The sequence below is a fragment of the Streptomyces sp. ITFR-16 genome (genome assembly GCF_031844705.1).
Lineage (GTDB): Bacteria > Actinomycetota > Actinomycetes > Streptomycetales > Streptomycetaceae > Streptomyces.
The window spans coordinates 3,309,719-3,335,280 of the sequence record NZ_CP134609.1; the positions used below are offsets into that span (position 1 = coordinate 3,309,719).

The following is a 25,562-nucleotide window of genomic DNA, read 5'->3' on the forward strand; positions in this document are numbered from 1 at the left end:
TCCATCATGTGATCGGCCAGAGGTAGGCGACCCTTACAGACGTAGGGTGGGGCTCGGGACCGCCGGCGGGCCGGACGGTTCCGAGTTGCCGCGCCGAGGGAGGTCCAGTAAGTGACCAGCCAGGTCAGTAGCCCAGCCGAACAGGCCGACGAGGCCAGTGAGGCGCTCGTAGGGGGACAGCGTGCCCCCCAGTCCGCAGCAGCAGGAGCCGGTGAGAAAGAGGTCCGCCGTCTGGACCGGGTGATCATCCGCTTCGCGGGTGACTCCGGGGACGGCATGCAGCTCACGGGTGACCGGTTCACCTCCGAGACGGCGTCCTTCGGGAACGACCTCTCCACGCTGCCGAACTTTCCCGCCGAGATCCGCGCCCCCGCAGGCACCCTGCCGGGGGTTTCGTCGTTCCAGCTCCATTTCGCCGACCACGACATCCTGACCCCCGGTGACGCGCCCAACGTGCTGGTGGCGATGAATCCGGCCGCGCTCAGGGCCAATATCGCCGATGTGCCGCGCGGCGCCGAAATCATCGTCAACACCGATGAGTTCACCAAGCGGCCGATGGCGAAGGTGGGCTACGAGACGAGTCCGCTGGAGGACGGCTCGCTGGAGGCGTACAACGTCCATCCGGTGCCGCTGACCACGCTCACGATCGAGGCGCTGAAGGAGTTCGGGCTCTCCCGCAAGGAGGCCGAGCGCTCCAAGAACATGTTCGCGCTCGGGCTGCTCTCCTGGATGTACCACCGGCCGACCGAGGGCACCGAGACCTTCCTGCGGGCCAAGTTCGCCAAGAAGCCGCAGATCGCCGAGGCGAACGTGGCGGCGTTCCGGGCCGGCTGGAACTTCGGGGAGACCACGGAGGACTTCGCGGTCAGCTACGAGGTGGCCCCCGCCTCGCAGGCGTTCCCCACCGGCACGTACCGCAACATCTCGGGGAACCTGGCGCTGTCCTACGGCCTGATCGCCGCGGGCCGGCAGGCGGACCTGCCGGTCTATCTGGGCTCCTACCCCATCACTCCGGCCTCCGACATCCTGCACGAGCTGAGCAAGCACAAGAACTTCGGCGTGCGCACCTTCCAGGCCGAGGACGAGATCGCGGGCATCGGCGCCGCCCTGGGCGCCGCCTTCGGCGGTGCGCTCGCGGTGACGACCACGTCAGGGCCCGGGGTGGCCCTCAAGTCGGAGACCATCGGCCTCGCGGTCTCCCTCGAACTCCCCCTGCTCATCATCGACATCCAGCGCGGCGGCCCGTCCACCGGACTGCCCACCAAGACCGAGCAGGCCGACCTGCTCCAGGCGATGTACGGGCGCAACGGCGAGGCCCCGGTGCCGATCGTGGCTCCGCGGACCCCGGCCGACTGCTTCGACGCGGCGCTGGACGCCGCCCGGATCGCCCTGGCCTACCGGACCCCGGTCTTCCTGCTCTCCGACGGCTATCTGGCCAACGGCTCCGAGCCCTGGCGCATCCCGGAGACCGACAGCCTCCCGGACCTGCGCGTGCAGTTCGCGGGCGGCCCGAACCACGAACTGGCCGACGGCACCGAGGTGTTCTGGCCCTACAAGCGCGACCCGCAGACGCTGGCCCGGCCGTGGGCGGTCCCCGGCACCCCGGGGCTCGAACACCGCATCGGCGGCATCGAGAAGCAGGACGGCTCGGGCAACATCTCGTACGACCCCGCCAACCACGACTTCATGGTCCGCACCCGGCAGGCCAAGGTGGACGGCATCGAGGTCCCGGACCTGGAGGTCGACGACCCCGCGGAGGCGAGGACGCTGGTGCTGGGCTGGGGCTCGACGTACGGCCCCATCACCGCGGCCGTGCGCCGGCTGCGCGCCGCCGGGCGCCCCATCGCGCAGGCACATCTGCGCCACCTCAATCCGTTCCCGCGGAATCTCGGCGAGGTGCTGAAGCGTTACGACAAGGTGGTCGTGCCCGAGATGAACCTCGGGCAGCTGGCCACGCTCATCCGGGCCAAGTACCTGGTGGACGCGCACAGTTACAACCAGGTCAACGGCATGCCGTTCAAGGCCGAGCAGCTTGCGACGGCCCTCGAGGAGGCCATCGATGCCTGAGACCAACGAGCTCCTTCAGCTGGTGCCGAAGACCGAGGCCAAGCAGTCCATGAAGGACTTCAAGTCCGACCAGGAAGTGCGCTGGTGCCCCGGCTGCGGTGACTACGCGGTGCTGGCCGCCGTCCAGGGCTTCATGCCCGAACTCGGCCTGGCGAAGGAGAACATCGTCTTCGTCTCCGGCATCGGGTGCTCCTCCCGTTTCCCGTACTACATGAACACCTACGGGATGCACTCGATCCACGGCCGCGCCCCGTCGATCGCGACCGGTCTCGCCACCTCGCGGCGCGATCTGTCCGTCTGGGTCGTCACCGGCGACGGCGACGCCCTGTCCATCGGCGGCAACCACCTCATCCACGCGCTGCGCCGCAATGTGAACCTGAAGATCCTGCTCTTCAACAACCGGATCTACGGGCTCACCAAGGGCCAGTACTCCCCCACCTCCGAGGTCGGGAAGATCACCAAGTCGACGCCGATGGGCTCGCTGGACGCGCCCTTCAACCCGGTGTCGCTGGCGATCGGCGCGGAGGCGTCCTTCGTGGCGCGCACGGTCGACTCCGACCGCAAGCACCTCACGAGCGTGCTGCGGGCGGCGGCCGACCACCCCGGCACGGCACTGGTGGAGATCTACCAGAACTGCAACATCTTCAACGACGGCGCGTTCGAGGTCCTGAAGGACAAGGACCAGGCCCAGGAGGCGGTGATCCGGCTGGAGCACGGGCAGCCGATCGTCTTCGGCGCGGACGGCGCGAAGGGGGTCGTGCGGGACTCGCTGACGGGCGATCTCCAGGTCGTCGCGGTCACCGAGGAGAACAAGTCACGGATCCTCGTCCACGACGCGCACGCCCCGAGCCCGACCACGGCGTTCGCCCTGTCGAGACTCGCCGACCCGGACACGCTGCACCACACCCCGATCGGGGTGCTGCGCAGCGTGGAGCGGCCGGTGTACGACACGCTGATGGCCGATCAGCTCGACACCGCCATCGAGCAGCAGGGCAAGGGCGACCTCGGCGCCCTGCTCGCGGGCAACGACAACTGGACGGTCGTCGGCTGACGCCGGCCGGCCGCCCCGATGCGCCGGCCCCCGCCCGCAGGGGCGGGGCCGGCGCATCGCTTTCTAGGCCTCCCGCTTGCGCGCGTCGTACGCCGCCCGCGCCGCGCCCACCGCGTCCAGGCTCCGCTCCGACCAGCGCGCCAGCGCCCAGACCTGCTCGGCGGCCTCGCGGCCCAGCGGGGTGAGCGCGTAGTCCACCCGGGGCGGGATCACCGGCTTGGCGTCGCGGTCCACGAATCCGTCGCGCTCCAGGGTCCGCAGGGTCTGCGTCAGCATCTTCTCGCTGACCCCGCCGACCTCACGGCGCAGCTCGCTGAAGCGGTACGGGCGCTCCAGCAGGGCGGCGAGCACCAGAACGCCCCAGCGGCTGGTCACATGCTCCAGCACCAGCCGGGAGGGGCACATCGGCTCCCGTACGTCCGGCAGGGACTCCACGCCACTTACGCTCATGCCCGTACCTTACCTCAAAGTGGGTACTTTCTTTTGGTTAGCGCTACCCCTAGGGTGAGTATCAGAACGCACGAACAGAAACATGAGCACCTAAAGAGGAGAAAAACCCCATGAGCATCGTCGTCACCGGAGCCACCGGAGCACTCGGCCGCCTCGTCGTCGAGCAGCTGCTGACCACCGTCCCCGCGAGCGACGTCGTCGCCGTCGTCCGCGACAAGGAGAAGGGCGCCGCCCTCGCCGCCCGCGGGGTCGAGCTGCGGATCGCCGACTACGACCGCCCCGAGACCCTGACCGGCGTCTTCGCCTCCGGCGACCGGGTACTGCTCATCTCCGGCAACGCGGTCGGCGCCCGGGTCGCCCAGCACACGGCCGTCATCGACGCGGCCAAGGAGGCGGGCGTGGCGCAGCTCGCATACACCGGCATCCTCGGCGGTCCCGACGCGGACTTCACGCTGGCCGACGAGCACAAGGCGACCGAGCAGCTGATCCTCGACTCCGGCCTGCCGTACACCTTCCTGCGCAACGGCTGGTACACGGAGAACTACACCGAGAACCTCGCCCCGGTCCTCGCCCACGGTGCCGTCGTCGGCAACGCGGGCGCCGGCAGGATCGCCTCCGCCACCCGCGCCGACTACGCGGCTGCGGCAGCCGCCGTCCTGACCGGCGAGGGCCACCTCGGCAAGGCGTACGAGCTGAGCGGCGACGTCGCCTGGTCGCTCGCGGAGTACGCGGCGGAGGTGGCCAAGGCATCCGGCAAGGAGATCGTCCACAACGACGTCCCGGCCGCCGTGCACCAGGACATCCTGGTCGGCGCGGGTGTGCCCGAGGGCTTCGCGGCGATCCTGGTCGACGTGGACGAGGCCGTCCGGCGCGGCCGGCTGGCCGGCACCAGCGGCGAGCTGGCCGCCCTGATCGGCCGCCCGACGACCCCGCTCGCACAGACCGTGGCGGCCGCGGTCGCCGCCCAGTAGGCCCCAGAAGCCCCGTAAGCCCCGCTCGGCGGCGAGCCCCGGCCCGGTGTCATGACCGTCTGACGATACGGCTATGACACCGGGCTCTTTCGACGTTACGGTCGTCCGGTCGGCGGAGCCGTTGACGCACACCTGCCAGGAGGGGCCCGTGAAGGGGAAGAACGAGCAGCGGGCCGGACTCCTGTCCGGATTCGGCGCCTACGGCCTGTGGGGGATCGTCCCGCTCTTCTGGCCGCTGCTGAAGCCGGCCGGCGCCATCGAGATCCTGGCCCACCGCATGGTCTGGTCGCTCGGCGTCGTCACGCTCGCCCTGCTGGTCCTGCGCCGCTGGTCCTGGATCGGCACGCTGCTGCGGCAGCCCCGGAAGCTGGGACTGATCTCGGTGGCGGCGGCCGTGATCACGGTCAACTGGGGCCTGTACATCTGGTCCGTGAACAACGGCCATGTGGTCGAGGCATCCCTCGGCTACTTCATCAACCCGCTGGTCACCATCGCCATGGGCGTTCTGCTCCTGGGCGAACGGCTGCGCCCCGCCCAGTGGGTGGCGGTCGACACCGGCGTCGCGGCGGTCCTCGTGCTGGCGATCGGCTACGGGCAGCCGCCCTGGATCTCCCTGGTGCTGGCGTTCTCCTTCGCGACCTACGGCCTGGTCAAGAAGAAGGTCAACATGGGCGGCCTGGAGTCGCTGACCGCCGAGAGCGCGGTGCTCTTCGTGCCCGCGCTCGGCTATCTGCTGTGGCTGGGCGCCCGGGGCGAGGCGACCTTCGTCTCCGGCGGCGCCGGGCACGCGGCGCTGCTCGCCGCGACGGGGCTGGTGACGGCGGTGCCGCTGATCCTGTTCGGGGCGGCCGCGATCCGCGTACCGCTGTCCACGCTCGGACTGCTCCAGTATCTGGCCCCGGTCTTCCAGTTCCTGCTGGGGATCGTGTACTTCCACGAGTCGATGCCGCCGGAGCGGTGGGCCGGGTTCGGTCTGGTCTGGCTGGCGCTGGCGCTGCTGACCTGGGACGCGCTGCGGACCTCCCGGCGCACGAGGGCCGAGGCGGAAGCCGCCCGTCCGGCCGCCACGGCGACGGCCGCCCCGGCGGGACCGGCGGGGGCGGAAAGGCCGCAGGAGGCCGGGACACCCGCCCCCTCCACCAGTACAACCTAGTTGCTTTTTTAACTCGGTTACGTTTTCCTGGTCTCACGGAAACCACGACCGAGGAGTACGTCCGCATGCGCACATCCCCGACCACCGTGCTGATCGTCGGCTCCGGCCCGACCGGGCTGACCCTGGCCGTCGATCTCGCCCGGCGGGCCGTCGACGTACGGATCATCGACAAGGCCCCGGACTTCCCGCGCACCTCGCGGGCCAAGGGCCCCAACCCGCGCTCCCTGGAGGTCCTGGAGGACCTCGGGGTGATCGACGAGGTGCTGGCCGCCGGGTCCGCGCCGCTGCCGATGCGCAAGTACCGGGGCGGGGTGGCCATCTCCGACGCCGACCCGTACGCCGAGGCGCGCCCGGCCCCGGACGCGCCGCACGACCGCCCCCGGCTCGTCGCCCAGTGGCGCCTGGAGGAGGTGCTGCGGGCCCGGCTCGCGGAGTTCGGCGTCCGGGTCGAACTCGGCACGGAGCTCGTGGGGCTGGCCCAGGACGGGAGCTCGGTGACCGCCGCGCTCGCGGGCGGCGGGGAGATCGAGGCGCGGTACGCGGTCGGCTGCGACGGCGGCCACAGCGCGGTCCGCAAGCTGCTCGGCATTCCGTTCGAGGGGAAGACGGACGAGGCACAGATGATGGTCTGCGGCGATGTCGAGGTGCAGGGCCCGGACCGCGGGCTGTGGCACCAGTGGTTCGACGAGGACGGGGCCGTGATGCTCTGCCCGATCCCCGGCACCCGGTCGGGCTGGTGGTTCCAGGCCGGTCCCGAGACGGACGCCTCGGGCGCTCCCGTACCGCCGTCGCTGGAGAGCTTCCGCCGCCTGTTCGCGAAGCACACGCGCCTGCCGGGCGACCTGCTGACGGCGGCCACCCTGCTCTCGGCGTACCGGGTCAACGAGCGCATGGCCGAGCGCTACCGGGCCGGCCGGGTCCTCCTCGCCGGGGACGCCGCGCATGTGCACTCCATCGCGGGCGGGCTGGGCATGAACACCGGCATCCAGGACGCGTACAACCTCGGCTGGAAGCTCGCCCGGGTCGCCTCCGGACAGGCGGGCCCCGCGCTGCTCGACACCTACGAGGAGGAGCGGCTGCCGGTCGCCGCCGAGGTCCTGGACATCAGCGCGGAGCGGCTGCGGGCCACGCTGGAGGCGATCAAGAAGCCCGGCGGCGGGCTCGACTCGGCGGTGGGCCCGGGGACCGACGGCCTGGGCAGCGGCTACCGCTGGAGTTCCCTGGCCGCGTCCCCCGGCGCCACACCCCGGCTGCGGGCGGGCGACCGGGCCCCGGACGCGCCCTGCCGGGACGCCGCCACCGGAGCCCCGCGCCGGCTGTTCGAGGTCTTCGCCGGACCGCACTTCACCCTGCTCGGATTCGGTACGGGCACGGCCCCGGCCCTGCGCGAGGCGGCCGCGGCGCACGCCGGCGAACTGCGGGCGTACGGAGTGGACGCGGGCGGCGCCGGCGGTCTGGCCGACGACGGGGGCCACGCCCGCGCGGCCTACGGCGTCGGGCCGGACGAGGACCTGCTGGTCCTGGTCCGGCCGGACAACCACGTGGGCCTGATCGCCCCGGCCGGGGAGGCGGGGGCGGTCGGCGCCTATCTGAACGGGGCGACAGCTCCGAACGGTGCGGCATTGGAGCGAGCTTGAGCGCGTCACTCCGGGCAATACGGCGATAGCGCGCTGTTTATATTTTCCTCACATTTATGACCCCACCCCTGCGCGCGTCCGGACCGTCCCGCACGCTCCTGCGCACCGCGACCGCCACCGCCGCACTGTCCGTCCTGTCGGTCCTCGCCTGCGGGTTCGCCCCCGCCTCGGGCGCCGATGACACCACGCGGACCGTGAACCCGTCGGGCCTCGGCCCGGCGGGTCCCTGGTTCCGGCTCCAGGAGACGACGCCCGAGCGGGACCCCGGCCTCCACGAGGTCGCCCCGAAGCCCGACCCGGTCCATCTCAACGGCAGCCTGCACCTGGCCATCGGCGCCGGCCAGCAGGCCCAGGCCGCCCACTACTTCAACGAGACGTGGACGCCGCTGCCCCTGAAGCCGCTGCTGGACGCGGGCCTCTCGTACTGGGCGTACACCGCCACCGAGGGCTCCGGCGTCACCGACATCGGCGCCAATCTCCAACTCCCCGCCTCCTGCGGCGGCTTCACCACCCTGTCGTTCGAGCCCGGCGCCAACACGGACGCGCGGGGCGAGGCGCTGAAGCCGGACACCTGGCAGAAGTACCACCTCACCGCCGACTCCGTGATGCGCACCTCGCGCGCGGTGGCCGGAATCCCGGCGGGCGGCGACGCCCCGCTGTCGCACTTCGTCGAGGCGTGCGAGGGGGCGTACGGCGTGATCGCCAACATCGGCCGGCTCGGCGACGCGAACGGCACGCTCAACACCTACGTCGACAACATCACCGCCCAGGGCACCACCTGGGACTTCGCGGTCACCGGCCGCGCCTCGGCGGCGCTCACCGTGCCCGAGGCGATCGAGGCGGGCGACGGCCCCCGCCCGGCGGACGTCTCCTACAGCGACCCGGCGGACGGGCCCGAGTACCCGGGCATCGGCACCCGCCTGGAGCTCAAGGGCCCGGCGGGGCTGCGGGCCGACCAGCTGACCGTCGTCTCCGAGGGCTCCGCGGTCCCCCTGACCCAGGAGACGGACGGGACGCTCACCGGCGAGCTGCGGACCAACCTCCGCGCGGGCGGCACGCTGGAGCCGGGCGGCAAGGCCGGAGCGGCGTTCACCCTGGCCGCGGCGGAGGGCGCGCCGACGGGCCGGCTCGACGTGGCGACCGAACTGACCGTCGCCGTCGCGGGCGTCGAGGGCCCGCTGCCCACGGGAGTGACCGCGACGGCCGCCACCCGGATCACGGCGGCCGGCGTCGAACCGAGTCCGTCGCCCTCGCCGTCGCACCCCCACCACCCGAAGCCGACCCCGCCCGGCCACGGGGGCGGGCACGGCGGCGGGCACGGGGGCGGGCACGGGGGCGGCGGGCATGGCAACGGCCCCATGCCCAGCGGCCCGGTCGACGCGGGCGACGGCTCCACCGCCCTGACCGCCACCGGCTCCGACGGCCTGTCCGGTACGGGCCTGGCGGCCGCGGCGGCGGGTCTGCTGGCGATGACGGCCGCCGCACTCGCCGGGCTCCGCACGGCAAGGCGCCGACGCGGTTGAGCGCGCGCGCCTCGCGGGAGCGGCCGTCACGGCGGCCCCTCCCGCGCCGCATCGCAGCGGCCGGGCTGATCCCGGCCGCCGTCGCGGCCCTGACCCTGCTCCCGGTCTCCCCCCTCGCGGAGCCCGGCTCCGGCCCGGCCGCGCGCTCGGGCCCCGGCGCCACTGCGTCCCCGGCCCCGGTCCGCCCGGTCCGCGTCGAGATCCCCGCACTCGGTGTCAGCGCCCCGCTGGTGGACCTGACCCTGGACAGCGGGGGCAAGCTGGGCGTGCCCGACCCGGCGGACCGCGATCTGGCGGGCTGGTACCGGGACGGGGTGATGCCGGGCTCCCCCGGCACCGCCGTTGTGGTCGCCCATGTCGACACCCCGACCGGTCCGGCCGCCTTCGCGGGGCTCGACACGCTGCGTCCGGGCGCGCGCGTCGACGTACGCCGGGCGGACCGCACCACCGCGGCCTTCCGGATCTACGCGGTCGAGGAGTTCGAGAAGCGCGACTTCCCGAGCGACCGCGTCTACGGTCCGTCGCGGGACGCCGAGCTGCGCCTGCTCACGTGCGGCGGCGCCTACGACCCGGCGGCGGGCGGCTATCAGTCCAACGTGGTGGCGTTCGCGCGCCTGGTCTCGGTTCAGCCACCGGAATCCACCCTTCCGGGGAAGAATGTCTCCCATGACTCTTGAGTGGAAAGTCGTCATCGACGCCGCCGACCCGCACGCCCAGGCCGGCTTCTGGTCCGAGGCCCTCGGCTACGAGATCGAGGACAACAGCCCCTTGGTCGAACGCCTCCTGGGGCTCAACGCCGTACCGGAGTCGCTCACGACGACGGCCCACGGCCGGCGCGCCTGGCTCGACCTCGCGGCGGTCCGGCACCCGGACGACCCGTACGACGAGGACAGCGGCACGGGGCACGGGCGCCGGCTGCTGTTCCAGCGCGTCCCGGAGCCGAAGACGGTGAAGAACCGCCTCCACCTGGACCTCCACGCGGGCCCGGACCGCCGCGACGCGGAGGTGGCCCGGCTGGAGGCGCTGGGCGCGAAGGTGCTCCGCAAGGTCGAGGAGCCGGGCGGCACATGGACAGTCCTGAGTGACCCGGAGGGCAACGAGTTCTGCGTCCAGTAGCAGGCCGAGGGGCTCTGAGCAGAGTTGCGCCGCCGGCCGGTTCCGACGGCGGTTGCGCCCCGCCCGCGCCGGGCCCCTGTCCGCTCAGTCGCGTCGGATCAGTTCCGGGTCGATCCTGCGGCCCACCAGAGGGAGGGTGCCGCCCACGGTGAACAGGAGGACGGTGATGCTCGCCGTCACGAGCAGTGGCACACCGGCTCCGTCCCAGAACACCTCGCCGCCCCCGGTCACCAGGTACGCGGTCTCGGCGAGCTTGCCGGTGGCCAGGGCCAGCACCAGCCCCACCAGCAGGGGCAGCACCACCTGTGCGCACTGCACCAGGCGCAGAAAGCGCGGCCGGGCGCCGATCAGGGCGAGAGCAGTCACCTGAGGCCGCCGCTCCACCGCGCGGTCGGTCGCGGACACCAGGAACGCCGCCACCCCGACGATCAGCCCCATCACCATGCCCAGGGCGAGCAGAGTCTCGATGACACGGATCTGCTGGAGTCCGTCGACGTTGACCCCGACCGGATCGACATCCGCCGTGGGGGCGATGGCTCCGATCCGGTCCAGCACCGCCCGGACCGTACCCGGGGTTGACGCGCTGACGAGCACCAGCGTGCCGGTGACCGGAACGGCGCCGGGCGGCAGCTTGGACGGCGGATAGAGCACCGGAGTGTCCACGGACGTGACGTCGTACCCGGAGAACAGCACCCCTTGCGAGGGCACCTCGATCCGCAACGACACCTGTCGATCGCCCTGCCGCAGCCGGATCGTGGAGGGCGCCACGGGTTCCGTCGTCACCTCTGGGTCGGTCAGCCGGAGTACCTTGCCCTCGACGCATCCCTCCGCATGCCGCACGATCCGCTCCAACTGGGCACAGGTGGCGACCAGGGCACGGGCCGGAATGCGCGGGCCCGCCGCGTCCTGGTCGAAGGGAGGCTCCATGATGAGGGCGTGGGCGCGCAGCTGGGGAATGGCGACCAGTTCCGCGCGCTGTTGCGCGCTGAGTCCGGCCAGTGGGACCCCGTACTCCTGTACCGGTGAGGAGGACCGGGTGATCTGGGACTCCTCGACCAGGACTCCCTGAGCGAGGGACGCGGAGAAGACGAGCAGGACGAGTCCGCTGACGACACGCATCGCGCTGCCCGGCTCGACCTCGTTGCGGCGCATGGCGAGGCTGAGCGCCAGCGACCGGACGCCGGCGAGGCGGCGGGCCAGCAGATACGAGAGGAGCGGCATCGCCAGGACCAGGCCGAGGCCGGTCATGAGCACCCCGAGGGGCACGAGAAGGGCGTTGAGGCCGGAGCTGTCCGCAGGGCGCGAGGTCATACCCGTCAGGCTGTACCCGGTGACGATGCCGAGACCGGTGACCAGGACGAGGCCACCCCAGATCCTGGGGGTGCGGGGCACGGCCGTGCGGCGCGTGCTCAGTGGGTCGGCTGCGGCGGCACGGGCGCTGGCACGGCCGACGAACCAGGCGAGTGCGGGGCAGCCGAGCAGGCACAGCGCGAGCGTGCCCGGGGTCGGAGCGCCGTCCCCGGAGTACCACTTGAGGCCCGGCAGCCCGGTACGGGCCATGATCTGGTTGAGCAGCCAGTACTCGGCGATGCCCAGCACCGCGCCGAGCAGCGCGGCCACCACGGTCTCGGCGGCGTTGACCCGCTGAGTTCCCTTCGCGCTCAGCCCCAGCAACCGCAGCGCGGCAAGTCGGCGGTTGCGGCTGGCGGCCGACAGCCTGGCGCAGACCGAGAGGTAGACGCCCAGCGGCAAGAGCACCAGAGTGGCCAAGGTGAAGCGCAGGATGTCGAGGGTGGAGGGATCGACAGCGGGGTTCGGGGAATAGCCCTTGCCCCAGCTTCTCAGGGCGCGGGTGGCATTGGGATCGGTGAGGCCGGCCCGGTCGACCCCGACATAGGCGTACAACTCGGTGGGGTCGGTGAGACCGGACGGGGCGATGACACCCTTCACAGTCCCCGGGAGCAGTCCCTTCAGACCCGGCTCGCGGCGTAGCTGATCTCGCAGCGCCGGAGAGACGAACACCTCACCAGGAGAAGGAAGTTCGCTGATTCCAGGGGGTGGTCCGGGAGTGTCCCGGCTGCCGCGCGCGATGAATACCCGGCTGAACGGGCGCGATCCGTGCGGGTCTGTCCGCTCCAGAACGAGAGTGCTGCCGGAGGCCGGCTTGCCGGAGTGGACGACCGGGCTCCGGTCGGCGGCACGGCCGTCGCGGGCGTCGAGGATGGCCGGGATCGTCAGGACGAGGGCGAGGCAGCACACCCCGAGCGAACTGCCCAGCGTCATAAGCCAGAAGCGGGCCCGGACACCACGCCCCGAGCCCGTCAGCAGACGCAGCCCCAGAAGGAACTCCCTCACGCCCCGCCCCCCGCCGCGGACAGAATGCCGTCGGTCATGGTCCAGCGCTGATCCGCCAACGCAGCCACACCGGGGTCGTGGGTGACCAGCAGAACGGCCGCGTTCTGCGAACGGGCCAGGGAGAGGAACTCCTGCAGCACCGCACTCGCGTTGGCGCTGTCCAGTGAACCGGTGGGCTCGTCCGCGAACACCACGGACGGCTGATGCACGAGCGCCCGGGCCACGGCCACCCGCTGACTCTGCCCGCCCGAGATCTGTGACGGACGCCGGTCGCGGAGGGCGGCGATACCGAGCCGGTCCAGCACCTCCACGGCCGTTTTGAGCGCGGGCCCCTTACGGCGGCCCGCCAGTCGCAGGGGGAGCGCGGTGTTCTCCTCCACGGTCAGCTCCGGCAGCAGCTCACCGTACTGGAAGACGAAACCGAACCGTTCGCGACGCAGGGAGCTGATCTCCTCGTCGTCCAGCTCACTGAACGGTTGGCCCTCGAACCAGACCTCGCCACGCTCGGGCGGAAGCACCCCGGCGAGGCAGTAGAGCAGTGACGACTTGCCCGAACCGCTGGCACCGGTGATCGCGGTCACCTGACCGCGCGCGACCGAGAGGTGCGCGTCACGCACCGCGGGTGTGGAGCCGTAGGAGAGGTCAACTCCCCGTGCCGCCAGCACGTCTGTCGTATCCATGATGTCTTCCCCAGTAGACCCGGCGGGGCCCCGGCGGTACACGCGGCGGGAGCCGCCTGCCCGACCGGGACCCTCACCAGGGGTGAACGATGCCGCCCTTCACTACCGGACGGGGCGGCGCGTGTCTCCCGGTTTACCGCTTGTAGTACTTCGTCGGCGAGCAGTTGTCCGGATGGAACGAACCGCGGTCACGGCACGCCCTGATCCAGGCGTCGTTGGTGTAGAGGGCCGCGCCGTCGTACGACAGCTTGTCCTTCCACACGGACTTCTTCTGCTTTCCGTTGAAGCGGCCCCAGCTGTATCCCTCGACGCGGACCTGAACGTAGACGTTGTGGCCGTCACCGGAGTTGGTGTCCTTCAGCCAGCCCTTCCAATGAAAGGCGCCGTGATTGGCACCCTTGGGCTCGAACTTGTACGAGCCCGAATGGAAGGAGACTCCGCTGCTCTTGCGTGTGGAGATTTTGTGCCAAGAGGCGGTGGCTTCCGTTCCACCACTCGCCCCCGCGAAGGCGACACCGACTCCTCCTGCGAACAGGGCGCAGGTCAGGGCTCCGATCGCTATCGTGCGCTTCATGCTTTCCTCCCGTTGAGTGTGCTCCTCGCCGGGCCGGTCTTCGTCAGCCCGGTCCGACAAGCCCAAAGACCGTAACACTCAAGGGAATTCACCTTCACATGGGTATGCCGCCGCACCCGTGGCGGAATGTCGGACACTCCTGGTCGCACTACTTCGACCACTCATTTCGCTCCCGCCTTCAGGCTATTCGGAATGGCTGACGAGGCCGTCCGTCCGGAGACGGTCGTCATCCGCAGTGGATTGCGGGACAACAGGGGGACGTGCACGGGACCGGGGCGCGGGGTGCCCCGGAGGGCAACGAGTTCTGCGTCCAGTAGCAGGCCGGACGGCCTGTTCGGCCCGGGTGCGATGGCCGATGATCGGACCATGCGTCTACAGGACCAGCAGGACACCGCTGCCCGTCGCGCCCGGACCGCGCCCGCCGGGGCGCAGACGGCCGACACCGCCGGTCAGGCCCTGTCCGCCGGGCCCGTTGGGCTGGCGGGGCCGGCCGCCGGCCCGGCGGCCCTGGAACTCCTGGCGTTGCAGCGCACGGCCGGCAACGCCGCGGCCGTCGAGGCGCTGCAACGGCGGCGGCAGGCCGAGGGCCACGGACACGGTGCATCCTGCGGCCACGACGACTCCGCCCCCGTGCAGCGTTCGTCCGTGCCGGACGTACTGCGGGCCGCCGGACGGCCGCTGGACGGGCCGGTCCGTACGGAGATGGAGGCGCGGCTCGGCGCCGACTTCTCCGACGTACGGCTGCACACCGGGCCGAGCGCCCAGCGCTCGGCGGCCGAGGTCGGGGCGCGCGCCTACACCTCCGGCAGCCATGTCGTCATCGGCGCCGGCGGCGCGGACCGGCACACCCTGGCCCATGAGCTGACCCATGTCATCCAGCAGCGCCAGGGGCCGGTGGCGGGCACCGACAACGGCTCGGGGCTCAGGGTCTCGGACCCCTCCGACCGCTTCGAGCGCGCGGCGGAGGAGAACGCCCGCCGGGTCCTGTCCGGTCCCGCGCCCACCGGGGCGGCGCCGGTGCAGCGGACGGCCGCCGCGCCGTCCCGTACCGGCGGGGAGATCGCCGTCCAGCGCTTCGGCGACGGCGAGGCGCCCTTCGACCACGCGCAGTACTACGCGAACACGGGCTGGCAGGCGTCGGCCGAGGAGTTCGAGAAGCGGCTCGGCGCGTACTCCTTCGGGCACCCGAGGGCGCTCGCGGCGGCACGCAAGACGGTGAACCGGCTCAAGCAGCTGCTCATCAACTACGCCCGCACGGAGCACAAGGACACCGCGCTCGCCAACAAGTCGTTCTTCAAGGACGACAAGACGAGCGCCGGGCAGGTGGGCGACAAGATGACCACCGCCCAGATCAACGCGTTCTTCTCCCGGGACGGCAACGTCCGCGAGCTGATCACGGCCGTCTACAACGCGGCGTACTACAACAAGGGCGCCAAGCTCTCCCTCAAGGACATCCTCAACGGCATCATCGGGCCCAAGCCGCAGCTGGCCTCGACCCTCGGCATGAACGAGGAGGAGCTGAAGAAGCACTCCGCATTCCTCAACGGCTGGTCCCGGCCGCCCCTGTGGGCCGCGGCGAACCTGGTCGGCAAGGGCTACAACTACGAGAAGGACCCGTACGCGCTGGGCGGGCTGCTGTGGCAGTCGGACTCGGAGGCCATGGCGGGCGACACCCTCGAAATGATCAGCAGTCAGGGGCCGCGCAAGGAGCGGAGCGAGGCCGACAAGGAGGCCCACCGCAAGACGCCCCGCGACTACGAGAACCGGGGCGCCCCGCTCAGCCAGCGCGAACTGGACTTCGTCGGCAAGCCCGGCCCGGACGACAAGCTGCCCTGGAACGAGGGCACCGCCTACTGGGAGATCCAGCAGAACGAGGCCTGGCCGAAGGCGAACGCCGAGCGCGGCATCGCGATCGTCGCGGGCATGTCCGGGACCACGACCCGGATGCTCAAGACCTTCCAGTGGATCAACGTGCCCGGGGTGGACGTCTTCGACTACCGGATGGCCGTGATGGGCTGGATGCTGCCGTCCTGGGACCACTCGCTCTACGAGATCCTGCGCGGCTCCTGGGCGGCCGGGGTCAAGGGGCCGGGCGAGTCCGCCGCGCAGGCGGGCAAGGGCGCGGCGCTGATGTACCAGAGGATCGCGCCCTTCACGGAGGAGGAGCTGCGGCGGAACGTCTGCGTCGACGGGCAGTTCCCGCACGAGCTGATGTATCTCGCCGAGGCCAACAAGCCGCGTGCGGTCGACCCGGCGGCGAGCGGGTTCATGGAGCCCGGCCAGACGACAGCCGGTGAGGTGACAGCCAAGTACAACGACTTCCTGGCGGGCGACACCGCGCCCACGGCGGAGATCGCGCAATGGAAGACGAGGAACGGCAACGCCTCGACCGCGGCCGTCGCCGAGAAGCTCAAGCCCGCCCACGCGACCGCGCTGATGGCCTACACGGGCGGCGCGCACCAGATGATCAACTCGGTGGTGCGCAGCCGGCTGCTGCCCGAGGCGTACGCACCGTACGGCACTGTCGGCCTGGCCACCGCCGGCGCCGAGGCCCTCTCGCTTCAGCAGATCAAGAAGCAGCTCCGCTGGGCCGCCCAGGACCCCTCCAGCGAGTTCGTGGCCACGCTCGAAGAGGACCCGGTGGTCGCCCCGCAGCTCGCGGACGCCCGGGGCACGAACCCCGTGGCCAAGCAGGCGGCGATCACCGTCATCAACGCACGCATCGACGTCCTGGCCCCCGTGCTCTTCGAGGAGATGAAGGCGCACGCCGACATGACGATCGAGGCGCTGCACCGGCTGCCTCCCGCCACCGGCAAGGTCTTCCGCGGCGACTGGAACGCCGGCGGGGACGAGTCGGTCTACCAGTTCGGCAAGCAGGCCGCGCTGAACTACCGGCCGGGCGCCGTCTTCACCAGCTCCTTCGACAGCACCAGCAGGGACGAGCCGGTGGCCATGGGATTCATGCGCGACCAGCAGGTCTCGGGCACGGTGACGCACCGGATCCTGCTGGAGCTGACGCTCACCGGGAAGTACGGCCGTGACATCGAGCCCTTCCACCGCTACCTGGGCACCGAGGCCGAGGTCCTGCTCATGCCGGGCGCCAGCTTCAAGGTGACCAAGAGCGAGTGGAAGCAGGACGCGAGCCACGACCCGACGAAGGGCGGCAGCGCCTGGTACGAGCACGTCTGCGCGACGGAGGTGTGAGGACCGGGGCGCGGCCGTCAGTCCTCTGAGCGGCGCTCCCGGCGTCCGGCGGCGCGCGCCGCCGGACGCGCGCCGTCCCCGTCGTCGCCCGGGGTCCCGCTGTCCGCGCCCAGGCCCGCCAGGAGGCGCAGCCCGTCCTCGGTGGGGCTGCCGGGGGCGGCGGAGAGCACCAGCAGCTCGCGGCCCGGCTCGTCCGGCAGCGCGAAGTTCTCCTGGTGCAGTTCCAGCAGTCCGACCAGCGGGTGCCGGTAGGCCTTGCGGCCGTGGGTGCGGGCGCGCACGTCCGCGCGGGCCCAGAGGCGGCGGAAGCGCTCGCTGCCCATCGCCAGCTCGCCGATGAGCGAGGCGAGGCGGGGGTCGTCGGGGTAGGTGCCGGCGGCCAGGCGCAGGTGCCCGACGACGTCGAGGGTGCAGGTCTCCCAGTCCGCGTAGAGGCCGCGCTCGGCCTCCTCCAGGAAGATGTGCCGGGCGGTGTTCAGGCCCGGGAGCGGGCGGCCGTAGAGGAGCCCGGCGAGGCGGTTCCCGGCGAGGACGTCCAGACGGTGGTCCATGATCAGCGCGGGTGCGTCGGGGACCAGGCCGAGGACGCGCAGCACCTCCGGCCGGACCCGCCCGCCCGGCACCTTCGCGCGGCGGCGGCGCTGCCGGGCGAGGCGGTGCAGATGTCCGCGCTCGGTGTCGTCGAGGCCGAGGACGCGGGCGAGCGCGTCGAGGACCTGCTCGGAGGGCTGGGTCGCGCGGCCCTGCTCCAGGCGTACGTAGTAGTCGACGCTGACCCCGGACAGGTGGGCGACCTCCTCGCGGCGCAGCCCCTCGACCCGGCGGCGGCTGTCGGTGGGGATGCCGACGGCGGCCGGGTCGACCCGGGAACGCCGGGTGCGCAGGAAGCCCGCGAGATCGTCCATGCCCTCCAGTATTGCCGCGGTACGGCCGGCGAGGGTGGTCCTGCCGATACCAGGAAGTCCCGTCCGACGGTCGGGGCGCCCCTGAACAGCGGGCGTCACGGCGCCTTGAATCGAGGGCAGACGCCACCACCCGGCACCCGACCCGAAGGACACCTCATGAAGACGCTGATCGTCCACGCCCACCCGGAACCGAAGTCGCTCAACGGCTCGCTCAAGGACCTCGCGGTCTCCACGCTGGAGGCCGCCGGGCACGAGGTGCGGGTGAGCGACCTGTACGCGATGAACTGGAAGCCGGCCGTGGACGCCACGGACTACGGCCCCGACGCGTCGAGCCCGCTCCAGGTCGCCCGTGACTCGGGCCGGGCCTTCGACGCGGGGACGCTCACCCCGGACGTCCTCGCCGAGCAGCACAAGCTGCTGTGGGCGGACACGGTCATCTTCCAGTTCCCGCTGTGGTGGTACTCGATGCCCGCCATCCTCAAGGGCTGGGTGGACCGGGTGTTCACCTTCCACTTCGCGTACGGCGTCGGCGAGCACAGCGACACCAAGTACGGCGAGCGCTACGGCGAAGGCACCCTCGCGGGCCGCAGGGCCCTGCTGTCGGTGACGGTCGGCGGCCAGGAGTCGCACTACGCCGCGCGCGGCATCAACGGCCCCATCGACGACCTGCTGTTCCCGATCCAGCACGGCATCCTCTACTACCCGGGGATCGAGGTGCTGCCGCCGTTCGTGCTGTACGGCACCGACCGGATGACCGGCGAGGACTTCCAGGACGCCGCCAAGGCGTGGCAACAGCGGCTGCTCACGCTGGAGTCGACGGAGCCGATCGCGTTCCGCCGGCAGAACTTCGGCGACTACGAGATCCCCTCGCTGCACCTGAAGGAGGGCCTGGAGGCCGAGGGCCGCACGGGATTCGGACTGCACGTCCGCGCCTGACCGCGTATTTCGATTGCCGCCGTCCGGACCGGTCGGGTAGGAAGCTCGCATGCTCAGAGGCAGCAAGGTCGGGCTCAGGGCCCGTCACGAGGACGACATCCCGGTCCTGACGGCCGAGCTCTACAACGACGTGGTCAACGCCTCGCGCTCCGGGGGCGCTCCATGGCGCCCGGTCGCGGCGAACTCCTCGAATCCCCCGTTCACGGTGGACGACGAGAAGCAGGACCGTGTCCCGTTCTCCGTGATCGAGCGGGACGGCGGCACGCTGATCGGCGTCGCGAGCCTGTGGGGCATCGACACGCACAACCGCTCGGCGCACATCGGTCCGGGCCTGCTCCCGTCCGCACGCGGCAAGGGCTACGGCACGGACGTGGTCGCGGTGCTGTGCCACTACGGCTTCACCGTGCGCGGCCTGCACCGTCTGCAGATCGAGACCCTGGCGGACAACCCCGCGATGCTCCGCGCCGCCGAGACCAACGGCTTCGTCCGCGAGGGCGTCCTGCGCTCCTCGGGATGGGTGCTGGGCGAGTTCGTGGACGAGGTGCTGCTCGGCCTCCTGGCCCAGGAGTGGAAGCCGGGCCCCGCCCCGGGCCCGGCGCGCTGATGTCACACCCGTCGTGACAGGTCGGAGGGCCTTTCCGCAGGACGAACGGCATGGTCTGCTGGACCGCTCCGCCTTCCGCCTCGCGGCCCACGAACCGGTCCCCGCCCTCGACGACTTCCGCGCGGCGTCGCGGTGCCCGGGGGAGGCCGGCCAGACCCCTCCAGGCACCGTCCAGTCATCGTCCAATGGGCGGGCCCTACCCTTGCCGCATGCTCCCGCCTCCCGCATATGCCCTCGTCGCCACCGATCTCGACGGCACGCTGCTGCGCCGCGACGACACCGTGAGTCCCCGGACCCGGGCCGCGCTCCGGCTCGCCGGGGCGGCCGGGGCACGGCATCTCGTGGTGACCGGGCGGGCCGTGCCGGGGGTGCGGGGGTTGCTGGCGGGGCTGGGGTACGACGGGCTGGCCGTGTGCGGGCAGGGGGCTCAGTTGTACGACGCCGGGGCGGGGCGCACCGTCCGGGCGGTCGCGCTCGACCGGGAGGCGGCCGAGGCCGCGCTCGGGAAGATCGAGGCGCAGGTGGGGTCCGTCTTCGCGGCGGTCGACCAGGGCGGGGACGAGGGGCGCACGCTCATCGAGCCCGGGTATCTGATGCCGCACGCGTCCCTGCCCGCCCAGCGGACCCGGCACCGGGACGAGCTGTGGGCGGCGCCGGTCGTGAAGGTGCTCCTGCGCCATCCCTCGCTGGGCGACGACGCGCTCGCGGCGGCCGCCCGGACGGTCGTCGGGGATCTCGCCACCGTGACGCACTCCGGTCCGGGGATGGTCGAACTCCAGCCGTACGGGGTGGACAAGGGCGCCGGGATCGCTCTGGCCGGGGAGTACCTGGGGGTGGACCCGGGCGAGGCGATCGCGTTCGGTGACATGCCCAACGATCTGCCGATGTTCCGGCGGTGCGGGTACGGCGTGGCCATGGGCAACGCCCACCCGGAGCTGCGGGCCGCCGCCGACGAGGTGACGTCGTCCCATGAGGACGACGGGGTTGCCGCGGTGCTGGAGCGGGTCTTCGGCTGACTCAGGCGGGCGCCGCCCCCAATGACCGCAGTACGTGGTCGACCAGCTTGGCCACCGCTTCCTCGTCCTGCATGGGCTTGCGCAGGACGTGACGGTAGTAGACCGGGCCGTACAGCATCTCCACCGCGAGGCCCAGGTCCGCGCCCGGGGGGATCTGGCCCTGGTCCTGGGCGCTGCGCAGGCGGTCGACCGCCTCCTGGACGCGGGGCTCGATCAGCTGGGTGCGTACCGTCTCCGCCAGTGCGTCGTCGTGGTGGATCTCGGAGAGTATGCCGGCGTAGGCCGGGCCGTAGGGCGGGATGGACAGGACGTTGACCGCGCCCGTGACGTGCGTCCGCAGGTCGGTGGCGATGTCCCCGGTGTCCGTGAACGGCGTCGCTGTGACCAACGCCTCGGTGAACGCCTCCAGCAGGACCGCGCTCTTCGAGGGCCACCAGCGGTAGATCGTCTTCTTGCTGACCCCCGCCCGGGCCGCGATCGCCTCGACCGTCACCCGGCCGTATCCCTTCTCCGTGCACAGGTCGAGGGCGGCTTCCAGCGTCGCCCTGCGTGAGCTCTCACTGCGGCGCAGCGAACTCGGCGATGTGATCATTCGGTGAGCATAGGGCTGTTCGAGCCAATCCTTGTTGACAGTCCGTCGCCAGAAGTCGAACAATGCACAGGCGGAAACGGAACGTAGCGTGTCGGCTCGTTCTTTCGCTTTCGCACCGTTCGCGCCGTTCGTGCCGCGACGAGCCGATCGGGGGACGGCTCGCCCGGCCGGCGGTGCGGGTGCCTCTCCCGTACCGGAGCGGCCGGCCCGTGCGAACCGTTCAGGCCGTGATGTCCTTCGCGGTGAACCGTGCCCAGGCCGCCGAGCCGAACACCGCCGCGTACAACGCCTGAAGCCCCAGGTTCTTCATGACCTCGTCCCAGTAGACGGGGTCGCGCAGCAGGTCCGCGAAGGACAGCCAGTAGTGCGGGAACAGGTAGGGGTGGATTCCGCTCAGCTGCGGGATGGTGTCCAGGATCTGTACGGTGATCAGCACCCCGACCGTCGCGGCCATCGCCGCGATCCCACTGTTGGTGAGCGTCGAGACGAAGAGTCCGAGCGCCGCGAAACCGGTCAGGGAGACCGCGACCGCCACCGCGATCAGTCCCGCCCGCACCAGCCCCTCGCCGAAGCCGATCCGGGTCCCGGAGATCGTGGTGACCTCCCCCACGGGGAACAGCAGCGCCCCCACCGCCAGTGCCGAGGCCGCCACCACGAGCGTCGCGATCAGGCAGAACGCGAGCGTGGAGGCGTACTTGGCGAGCAGCAGCCGGGTCCGGCCGGCCGGGGCGACCAGCAAATAGCGCAGCATCCCCGCGTTGGCCTCCCCCGCGATCGAGTCGCCGGCGATGACGCCGACGGCCATCGGCAGGAAGACCGGGAGCGTCGCGGCGAGGGAGGCGAAGACCAGGAAGAGACCGTTGTTGGTCACCTGGGAGAGGAACGCGGGGCCGCCCCCGCCGCCGCCCGGACCGGCAGCGGAGCCGTCCGCCGTCTCGATCCGGACCGCGATCCCGATCAGTACGGGCACGGCCGCCAGCACCCCGAGCAGGGCCAGCGTGCGCCAGCGGCGCAGGGTCGTGAGGAGTTCGGAGCGGAGGATGCCCAGGGTCCACAGCGGGTTGCGCCGGAGCGGACGGGCCCCGGCGGGGGCGAGTTCAGCCTGCGACATCGAATCCCTCTCCGGTCAGGGCGACGAACGCGTCCTCCAGCGAGGCCCGTTCGACGCCGAAGGAGCGGACCCGGACGCCGCCCCGGACGAGCGCGGCCGTCAGGTCCGCCGGTTCCACGGTCCCCGGCGGGGCGTCGGCCCGCACCCGGTCGCCGTCCTGGGTGATGCCCGTGATCCCGTGCTCCTTCAGGATGCGGGCGGCCTCGCCCGGGTCCGGGGTGGTGACGGCCAGCCGGCCCCGGGTGCCGGCGGCGAGGTCGGCGACGGGGCCCTGGGTGATGAGCCGGCCCCGGGCCATGACCGCCGCGTGCGTGCAGACCTGCTCGATCTCGTCCAGGAGGTGGGAGGAGAGGAAGACCGTGGTACCGTCGGCCGCCAGCTCGCGGACCAGGGCGCGGATCTCGCGCATGCCCTGCGGGTCCAGGCCGTTGGTGGGTTCGTCCAGGACGAGCAGCCGGCGGGGCCGGAGCAGGGCGGCGGCGAGGCCGAGGCGCTGCTTCATGCCCAGGGAGTACGCCCGGGCCTTCTTGCCGGCCGCGGCGGCGAGCCCGACCCGCTCCAGGGCGTCCCCGACGCGTGTACGGCGGGTGCGCGGGTCCGCCGTGGGGTCGGCGCAGTCGTAGCGCACCAGGTTGTCCCGGCCGCTCAGGAACCCGTACAGCGCGGGCCCCTCGATCAGCGTCCCGACCTGCGGGAGCACCGTGCGCGCCGCGCGCGGCATGGGGCTGCCGAGGACGCTCGCCGTGCCGGACGTCGGCTCGATGAGGCCCATCAGCATCCGGATGGTGGTGGTCTTCCCGGAGCCGTTGGGCCCGAGGAACCCGAAGACGCTGCCGCCGGGGACCGTGAGGTCGAGCCCGTCCACGGCGAGCTGGCCGCCCCGGTAGCGCTTGGTCAGCCCCCGCGTCTCGATCACGGGCGCGGGCCCGCCCACCGGAACGGGCCCGCTCACGGGCACGGTGTCCGCCCTTGTCATGTCTGCTCCCCACAATCGCGCCCGCCCCGCCGTACGGAGGCTACGGCGGGGCGGGCGGATACGTCACGCGATGGCGTACGGGCGTGGCTCAGCCCGCGTTGTCCGCGGCCTTCACCAGCGCGTCCTTGGTGACCGCGCCCACGTACACCCGGCCGTCGTCGGTCATCAGGGCGTTGACCAGGCGGGTCTTGAAGACCGTGCCCGAGCCGAACTTCCCTGTGACCTTGTCGCCGAGCGCGTCCAGGAACTGCTGCGCCTCGGCCGGGACGTCGGCCGAATCCTTCGACGGGAGGGCCGCGCCGCCGGGTGCCTTGATCTCGGCGATCGTGTTCCAGCCCTTGCCGATCACGTTCGTCCCCTCGAACGCGCTCAGGCCGCCCTTCGCCTTCTCGGCCTCGGCCTTTCCGTGGCCCCCGGCCTCGTCCGCCTCGGTCACCTTCGCGCCCTTGGGCGGGGTGAAGGCGAAGGAGGACGCGGCGGGCTTCTTGAAGTCCACCGAGGTGAACCCGGCGTCGACCGCCGCCTTGCCGCCGCTGCTGGGCTGCAGGGTGAACTTCAGCGGCACGCCGTTCTCCGCGTCCACGGCGACGGTGATCGAGCCGATCGTGGAACCGCTCTGCTCCGGCTTGAGGACCAGCCGGTACGCATCGCGGCCCGCGACCCGCGCGGTGCCGTCCACCGTGACGGACGTGGTGCCGTCGGCGGCCTTCAGGGCCTGCTCGGCGAGGGCCTTGGGGGTGGTGGGTACGCCCTCGGGCGCGGCCGGGTGCTCGCCGCGCTTCGCGTGGTCCGCCGCGCTCTGCTCGGCGTGGTAGACCTCGTTCGACTTGCTGTCGTACGCCCAGACCTGGTCGCCGTTGTGGATGACGCTGTACTCGGACGCCTGGTCCAGGACCGAGACGCGCTGCTTGTCGGGGCCGTCGGCGGCGACCCGCAGGGTGTGCGTGCCGGACACCAGCTCCGTGAGCTTGGTCTGCGGGTCGGCGCTCGCGCCGTCCTTGCCGCCCGCGTCCGGGACGAGGGAGCCGGCCAGCCCGCCCATCGACGGGATGCCGAGGTCGGTGCTGATCTTCACCGTGCCGGACAGCTGCTGCGTGTCCGAGGCGGCGATCTTCTCGATGAGTTCCTGTGCGGTGATCTTCGGCAGATCGGGGTCGCCCGAGCTGGCGAGCGCCGGGACCAGGCCGATCGTCGCGGCCGCCACCCCCGCCACCGCGACCGGGACGATGTAGCGCACCGCCTTGCGGCGGCCCGCGCCGGTGGCCGCGGTCGCGGCCGTGCCGTTGGTCTCTGCGCTGTCGTTCGGTGCCATGTGTGCCCTACCTCCGTGGTCGGCGGCTTCCGTCCGGATGCACTCGTCCACTCCGTGCCGCCATTCTCACCCGTTTTGGTCAGGAGTGGTTGTTCTCCATCTGACCAAATCGGGCGGCTTCAGGCGTCAGCCCCCGGGTGCAACTCCGCCTACCTCTTCGGTATGACACCGAGGGGGCATTCCTCCGCCGTCCAGTAGGGGTTGGGCGGCCGGCGGCTCAGCCCGCGCGGTGCACCACGGCGTCGCACATCTCTTCCAGCGCGAGCTTGGCGTAGCACTCGGGCAGCGGCCGCAGCGTGGCCCGCGCCTCCTGGGCGTACCGCACGGTGTCGCGGCGGGCCTGGGCGAGCGCGGGGTGGGCGCGCAGCCGGCGCAGGGCCTCGGAGAGCGTGCCGGGGTCGCTCAGGTCCCCGTCGAGCAGCTCGACCAGCTCCAGGTCGTCCGGCTTGCCGTCGGCCGCCGCCTGCGCCCTCAGGTGCAGGACGGGCAGGGTCGGGATGCCTTCGAGGAGGTCGGTGCCGGGGGTCTTGCCGGACTCGTGGGAGTCGGAGGCGATGTCCAGGACGTCGTCGGCGAGCTGGAAGGCGACGCCGAGCCGTTCCCCGTACTGGGTGAGGATGTCGGTCGCCGACTCGTCGGCCCCGGCCATCATCGCGCCGAACCGGCAGGCCACCGCGATCAGCGAGCCGGTCTTGCCGCGCATCACGTCGAGGTAGTGCTCGACCGGGTCCCGGCCGTCGCGCGGGCCTGCGGTCTCCAGGATCTGGCCGGTGACCAGGCGCTCGAACGCCTCGGCCTGGATCCGGACGGCCTCCGGGCCGAGGTCGGCCAGTATGTGCGACGCGCGCGCGAACAGGAAGTCGCCGGTCAGCACGGCCACCGAGTTGCCCCAGCGGGAATTGGCGCTGGCCACCCCGCGGCGCACGTCGGCCTCGTCCATCACGTCGTCGTGGTACAGCGTCGCCAGGTGGGTCAGCTCGACGACGACGGCGGCGGGCACCACGCCCGGGGCGTCGGCGTCACCGAACTGGGCGGCGAGCATCGCCAGCAGCGGGCGGAACCTCTTGCCGCCCGCGCGCACCAGGTGCTGTGCGGCCTCCGTGATGAAGGGCACGTCGCTCTTGGTGGCATCGAGCAGCCCCGACTCGACAGCAGCCAAACCGGCCTGGACACCGGCCTCAAGAGCCTGGTCCCGCACGCTCAGTCCGAACGGCCCGACGACGGTCACGAGGGGATCTCCTGTCTGCTGACGATCACACGGAATGTCGATGTGTCGCTGTCATCACTCAAGTCAGCGTATCCGGTCCCCTTTGGATCACCGTGGGCGCC

22 protein-coding genes are annotated in these 25,562 nt (G+C 71.9%); 12 read left to right on the forward strand and 10 right to left on the reverse strand.

What is annotated here, in order from left to right; all coding sequences use genetic code 11:
• Positions 1-111 precede the first annotated feature (111 nt).
• Entirely contained in the window at positions 112-2,067 is a 1,956-nt protein-coding gene (locus tag RLT58_RS14685; protein ID WP_311310822.1) for a 2-oxoacid:acceptor oxidoreductase subunit alpha, read from the forward strand.
• A complete protein-coding gene (locus tag RLT58_RS14690; RefSeq protein ID WP_311310823.1) occupies positions 2,060-3,118 on the forward strand; it encodes a 2-oxoacid:ferredoxin oxidoreductase subunit beta in 1,059 nt (352 codons plus the stop codon). The genes RLT58_RS14685 and RLT58_RS14690 overlap by 8 nt, the downstream gene beginning before the upstream one ends.
• Positions 3,119-3,181: 63 nt before the next feature.
• On the opposite strand, the gene RLT58_RS14695 is transcribed toward RLT58_RS14690, so the two are convergent.
• A complete protein-coding gene (locus RLT58_RS14695; protein ID WP_311303811.1) occupies positions 3,182-3,568 on the reverse strand; it encodes a winged helix-turn-helix transcriptional regulator in 387 nt (128 codons plus the stop codon).
• Positions 3,569-3,678: 110 nt separating this feature from the next.
• On the opposite strand from RLT58_RS14695, the gene RLT58_RS14700 reads away from it, so the two are divergent.
• From RLT58_RS14700 to RLT58_RS14725, 6 genes are all read left to right on the forward strand, one after another.
• On the forward strand, positions 3,679-4,539 hold the full coding sequence (locus RLT58_RS14700) for an SDR family oxidoreductase (protein WP_311310824.1): 861 nt from the start codon (positions 3,679-3,681) through the stop codon (positions 4,537-4,539).
• 148 nt (positions 4,540-4,687) lie between these two features.
• On the forward strand, positions 4,688-5,692 hold the full coding sequence (gene rarD / locus RLT58_RS14705) for an EamA family transporter RarD (RefSeq protein ID WP_311310825.1): 1,005 nt from the start codon (positions 4,688-4,690) through the stop codon (positions 5,690-5,692).
• Positions 5,693-5,757: 65 nt separating this feature from the next.
• Complete coding sequence (locus tag RLT58_RS14710; RefSeq protein WP_311310826.1) at positions 5,758-7,329, forward strand: FAD-dependent monooxygenase; 1,572 nt, start codon at positions 5,758-5,760, stop codon at positions 7,327-7,329.
• Between the two features lie 56 nt (positions 7,330-7,385).
• Positions 7,386-8,852 (forward strand): hypothetical protein, encoded by a 1,467-nt coding sequence (locus RLT58_RS14715; protein ID WP_311310827.1) that lies wholly within the window; start codon positions 7,386-7,388, stop codon positions 8,850-8,852.
• Complete coding sequence (locus RLT58_RS14720) at positions 8,849-9,529, forward strand: class F sortase (RefSeq protein WP_311310828.1); 681 nt, start codon at positions 8,849-8,851, stop codon at positions 9,527-9,529. The genes RLT58_RS14715 and RLT58_RS14720 overlap by 4 nt, the downstream gene beginning before the upstream one ends.
• Complete coding sequence (locus RLT58_RS14725) at positions 9,510-9,968, forward strand: VOC family protein (RefSeq protein WP_311303817.1); 459 nt, start codon at positions 9,510-9,512, stop codon at positions 9,966-9,968. The genes RLT58_RS14720 and RLT58_RS14725 overlap by 20 nt, the downstream gene beginning before the upstream one ends.
• A gap of 84 nt (positions 9,969-10,052) precedes the next feature.
• On the opposite strand, the gene RLT58_RS14730 is transcribed toward RLT58_RS14725, so the two are convergent.
• From RLT58_RS14730 to RLT58_RS14740, 3 genes are all read right to left on the reverse strand, one after another.
• On the reverse strand, positions 10,053-12,323 hold the full coding sequence (locus RLT58_RS14730; RefSeq protein ID WP_311310829.1) for an ABC transporter permease: 2,271 nt from the start codon (positions 12,321-12,323) through the stop codon (positions 10,053-10,055).
• Positions 12,320-13,003, reverse strand: a complete 684-nt coding sequence (locus RLT58_RS14735) for an ABC transporter ATP-binding protein (RefSeq protein ID WP_311303819.1) — start codon at positions 13,001-13,003, stop codon at positions 12,320-12,322. The genes RLT58_RS14730 and RLT58_RS14735 overlap by 4 nt, the downstream gene beginning before the upstream one ends.
• 133 nt (positions 13,004-13,136) lie before the next feature.
• Positions 13,137-13,577: a hypothetical protein gene (locus tag RLT58_RS14740; RefSeq protein WP_311310830.1), complete on the reverse strand. Its 441-nt coding sequence runs from the start codon at positions 13,575-13,577 to the stop codon at positions 13,137-13,139.
• 366 nt (positions 13,578-13,943) lie between these two features.
• Between RLT58_RS14740 and RLT58_RS14745 the strand changes: the two genes are divergently transcribed.
• Positions 13,944-16,781: an eCIS core domain-containing protein gene (locus tag RLT58_RS14745; RefSeq protein ID WP_311310831.1), complete on the forward strand. Its 2,838-nt coding sequence runs from the start codon at positions 13,944-13,946 to the stop codon at positions 16,779-16,781.
• 17 nt (positions 16,782-16,798) lie between these two features.
• On the opposite strand, the gene RLT58_RS14750 is transcribed toward RLT58_RS14745, so the two are convergent.
• Positions 16,799-17,686, reverse strand: coding sequence for a helix-turn-helix transcriptional regulator (locus RLT58_RS14750; RefSeq protein ID WP_311303823.1), 888 nt, complete (start codon positions 17,684-17,686; stop codon positions 16,799-16,801).
• 156 nt (positions 17,687-17,842) lie between these two features.
• Between RLT58_RS14750 and RLT58_RS14755 the strand changes: the two genes are divergently transcribed.
• From RLT58_RS14755 to RLT58_RS14765, 3 genes are all read left to right on the forward strand, one after another.
• A complete protein-coding gene (locus tag RLT58_RS14755; protein WP_311303824.1) occupies positions 17,843-18,622 on the forward strand; it encodes an NAD(P)H-dependent oxidoreductase in 780 nt (259 codons plus the stop codon).
• A 49-nt stretch (positions 18,623-18,671) separates the two neighbouring features.
• Positions 18,672-19,226 (forward strand): GNAT family N-acetyltransferase, encoded by a 555-nt coding sequence (locus tag RLT58_RS14760; protein ID WP_311310832.1) that lies wholly within the window; start codon positions 18,672-18,674, stop codon positions 19,224-19,226.
• Between the two features lie 209 nt (positions 19,227-19,435).
• Positions 19,436-20,242, forward strand: coding sequence for an HAD family hydrolase (locus RLT58_RS14765; protein WP_311303825.1), 807 nt, complete (start codon positions 19,436-19,438; stop codon positions 20,240-20,242).
• Between the two features lies 1 nt (position 20,243).
• Here the strand turns inward: RLT58_RS14765 and RLT58_RS14770 are convergent, their stop codons facing one another.
• The 5 genes from RLT58_RS14770 to RLT58_RS14790 all read right to left on the reverse strand — a co-directional run bounded on the left by RLT58_RS14770 (position 20,244) and on the right by RLT58_RS14790 (position 25,461).
• Positions 20,244-20,834, reverse strand: a complete 591-nt coding sequence (locus RLT58_RS14770; protein ID WP_311310833.1) for a TetR/AcrR family transcriptional regulator — start codon at positions 20,832-20,834, stop codon at positions 20,244-20,246.
• A gap of 220 nt (positions 20,835-21,054) precedes the next feature.
• Complete coding sequence (locus RLT58_RS14775) at positions 21,055-21,945, reverse strand: ABC transporter permease (RefSeq protein WP_311310834.1); 891 nt, start codon at positions 21,943-21,945, stop codon at positions 21,055-21,057.
• Positions 21,932-22,921 carry an ABC transporter ATP-binding protein gene (locus RLT58_RS14780; RefSeq protein ID WP_311310835.1) on the reverse strand — a complete coding sequence of 330 codons (990 nt, stop codon included), beginning with the start codon at positions 22,919-22,921 and terminating at the stop codon, positions 21,932-21,934. Before RLT58_RS14780 ends, RLT58_RS14775 begins: the two co-directional genes overlap by 14 nt.
• Positions 22,922-23,009: 88 nt before the next feature.
• Entirely contained in the window at positions 23,010-24,233 is a 1,224-nt protein-coding gene (locus tag RLT58_RS14785; protein WP_311310836.1) for a LolA family protein, read from the reverse strand.
• A gap of 217 nt (positions 24,234-24,450) precedes the next feature.
• A complete protein-coding gene (locus RLT58_RS14790) occupies positions 24,451-25,461 on the reverse strand; it encodes a polyprenyl synthetase family protein (protein ID WP_311310837.1) in 1,011 nt (336 codons plus the stop codon).
• Between the last annotated feature and the right edge of the window lie 101 nt (positions 25,462-25,562).

What these genes read in the sequence shown, in the direction of transcription:
- RLT58_RS14690 (WP_311310823.1), top strand. Translation starts at nt 2,060, where the DNA reads ATGCCTGAGACCAACGAGCTCCTTCAGCTGGTGCCGAAGACCGAGGCC.
- RLT58_RS14695 (WP_311303811.1), bottom strand. Translation starts at nt 3,568, where the DNA reads ATGAGCGTAAGTGGCGTGGAGTCCCTGCCGGACGTACGGGAGCCGATG.
- RLT58_RS14700 (WP_311310824.1), top strand. Translation starts at nt 3,679, where the DNA reads ATGAGCATCGTCGTCACCGGAGCCACCGGAGCACTCGGCCGCCTCGTC.
- RLT58_RS14710 (WP_311310826.1), top strand. Translation starts at nt 5,758, where the DNA reads ATGCGCACATCCCCGACCACCGTGCTGATCGTCGGCTCCGGCCCGACC.
- RLT58_RS14715 (WP_311310827.1), top strand. Translation starts at nt 7,386, where the DNA reads ATGACCCCACCCCTGCGCGCGTCCGGACCGTCCCGCACGCTCCTGCGC.
- RLT58_RS14725 (WP_311303817.1), top strand. Translation starts at nt 9,510, where the DNA reads ATGTCTCCCATGACTCTTGAGTGGAAAGTCGTCATCGACGCCGCCGAC.
- RLT58_RS14735 (WP_311303819.1), bottom strand. Translation starts at nt 13,003, where the DNA reads ATGGATACGACAGACGTGCTGGCGGCACGGGGAGTTGACCTCTCCTAC.
- RLT58_RS14740 (WP_311310830.1), bottom strand. Translation starts at nt 13,577, where the DNA reads ATGAAGCGCACGATAGCGATCGGAGCCCTGACCTGCGCCCTGTTCGCA.
- RLT58_RS14745 (WP_311310831.1), top strand. Translation starts at nt 13,944, where the DNA reads ATGCGTCTACAGGACCAGCAGGACACCGCTGCCCGTCGCGCCCGGACC.
- RLT58_RS14750 (WP_311303823.1), bottom strand. Translation starts at nt 17,686, where the DNA reads ATGGACGATCTCGCGGGCTTCCTGCGCACCCGGCGTTCCCGGGTCGAC.
- RLT58_RS14755 (WP_311303824.1), top strand. Translation starts at nt 17,843, where the DNA reads ATGAAGACGCTGATCGTCCACGCCCACCCGGAACCGAAGTCGCTCAAC.
- RLT58_RS14760 (WP_311310832.1), top strand. Translation starts at nt 18,672, where the DNA reads ATGCTCAGAGGCAGCAAGGTCGGGCTCAGGGCCCGTCACGAGGACGAC.
- RLT58_RS14765 (WP_311303825.1), top strand. Translation starts at nt 19,436, where the DNA reads ATGCTCCCGCCTCCCGCATATGCCCTCGTCGCCACCGATCTCGACGGC.
- RLT58_RS14770 (WP_311310833.1), bottom strand. Translation starts at nt 20,834, where the DNA reads ATGATCACATCGCCGAGTTCGCTGCGCCGCAGTGAGAGCTCACGCAGG.
- RLT58_RS14775 (WP_311310834.1), bottom strand. Translation starts at nt 21,945, where the DNA reads ATGTCGCAGGCTGAACTCGCCCCCGCCGGGGCCCGTCCGCTCCGGCGC.
- RLT58_RS14780 (WP_311310835.1), bottom strand. Translation starts at nt 22,921, where the DNA reads ATGACAAGGGCGGACACCGTGCCCGTGAGCGGGCCCGTTCCGGTGGGC.
- RLT58_RS14785 (WP_311310836.1), bottom strand. Translation starts at nt 24,233, where the DNA reads ATGGCACCGAACGACAGCGCAGAGACCAACGGCACGGCCGCGACCGCG.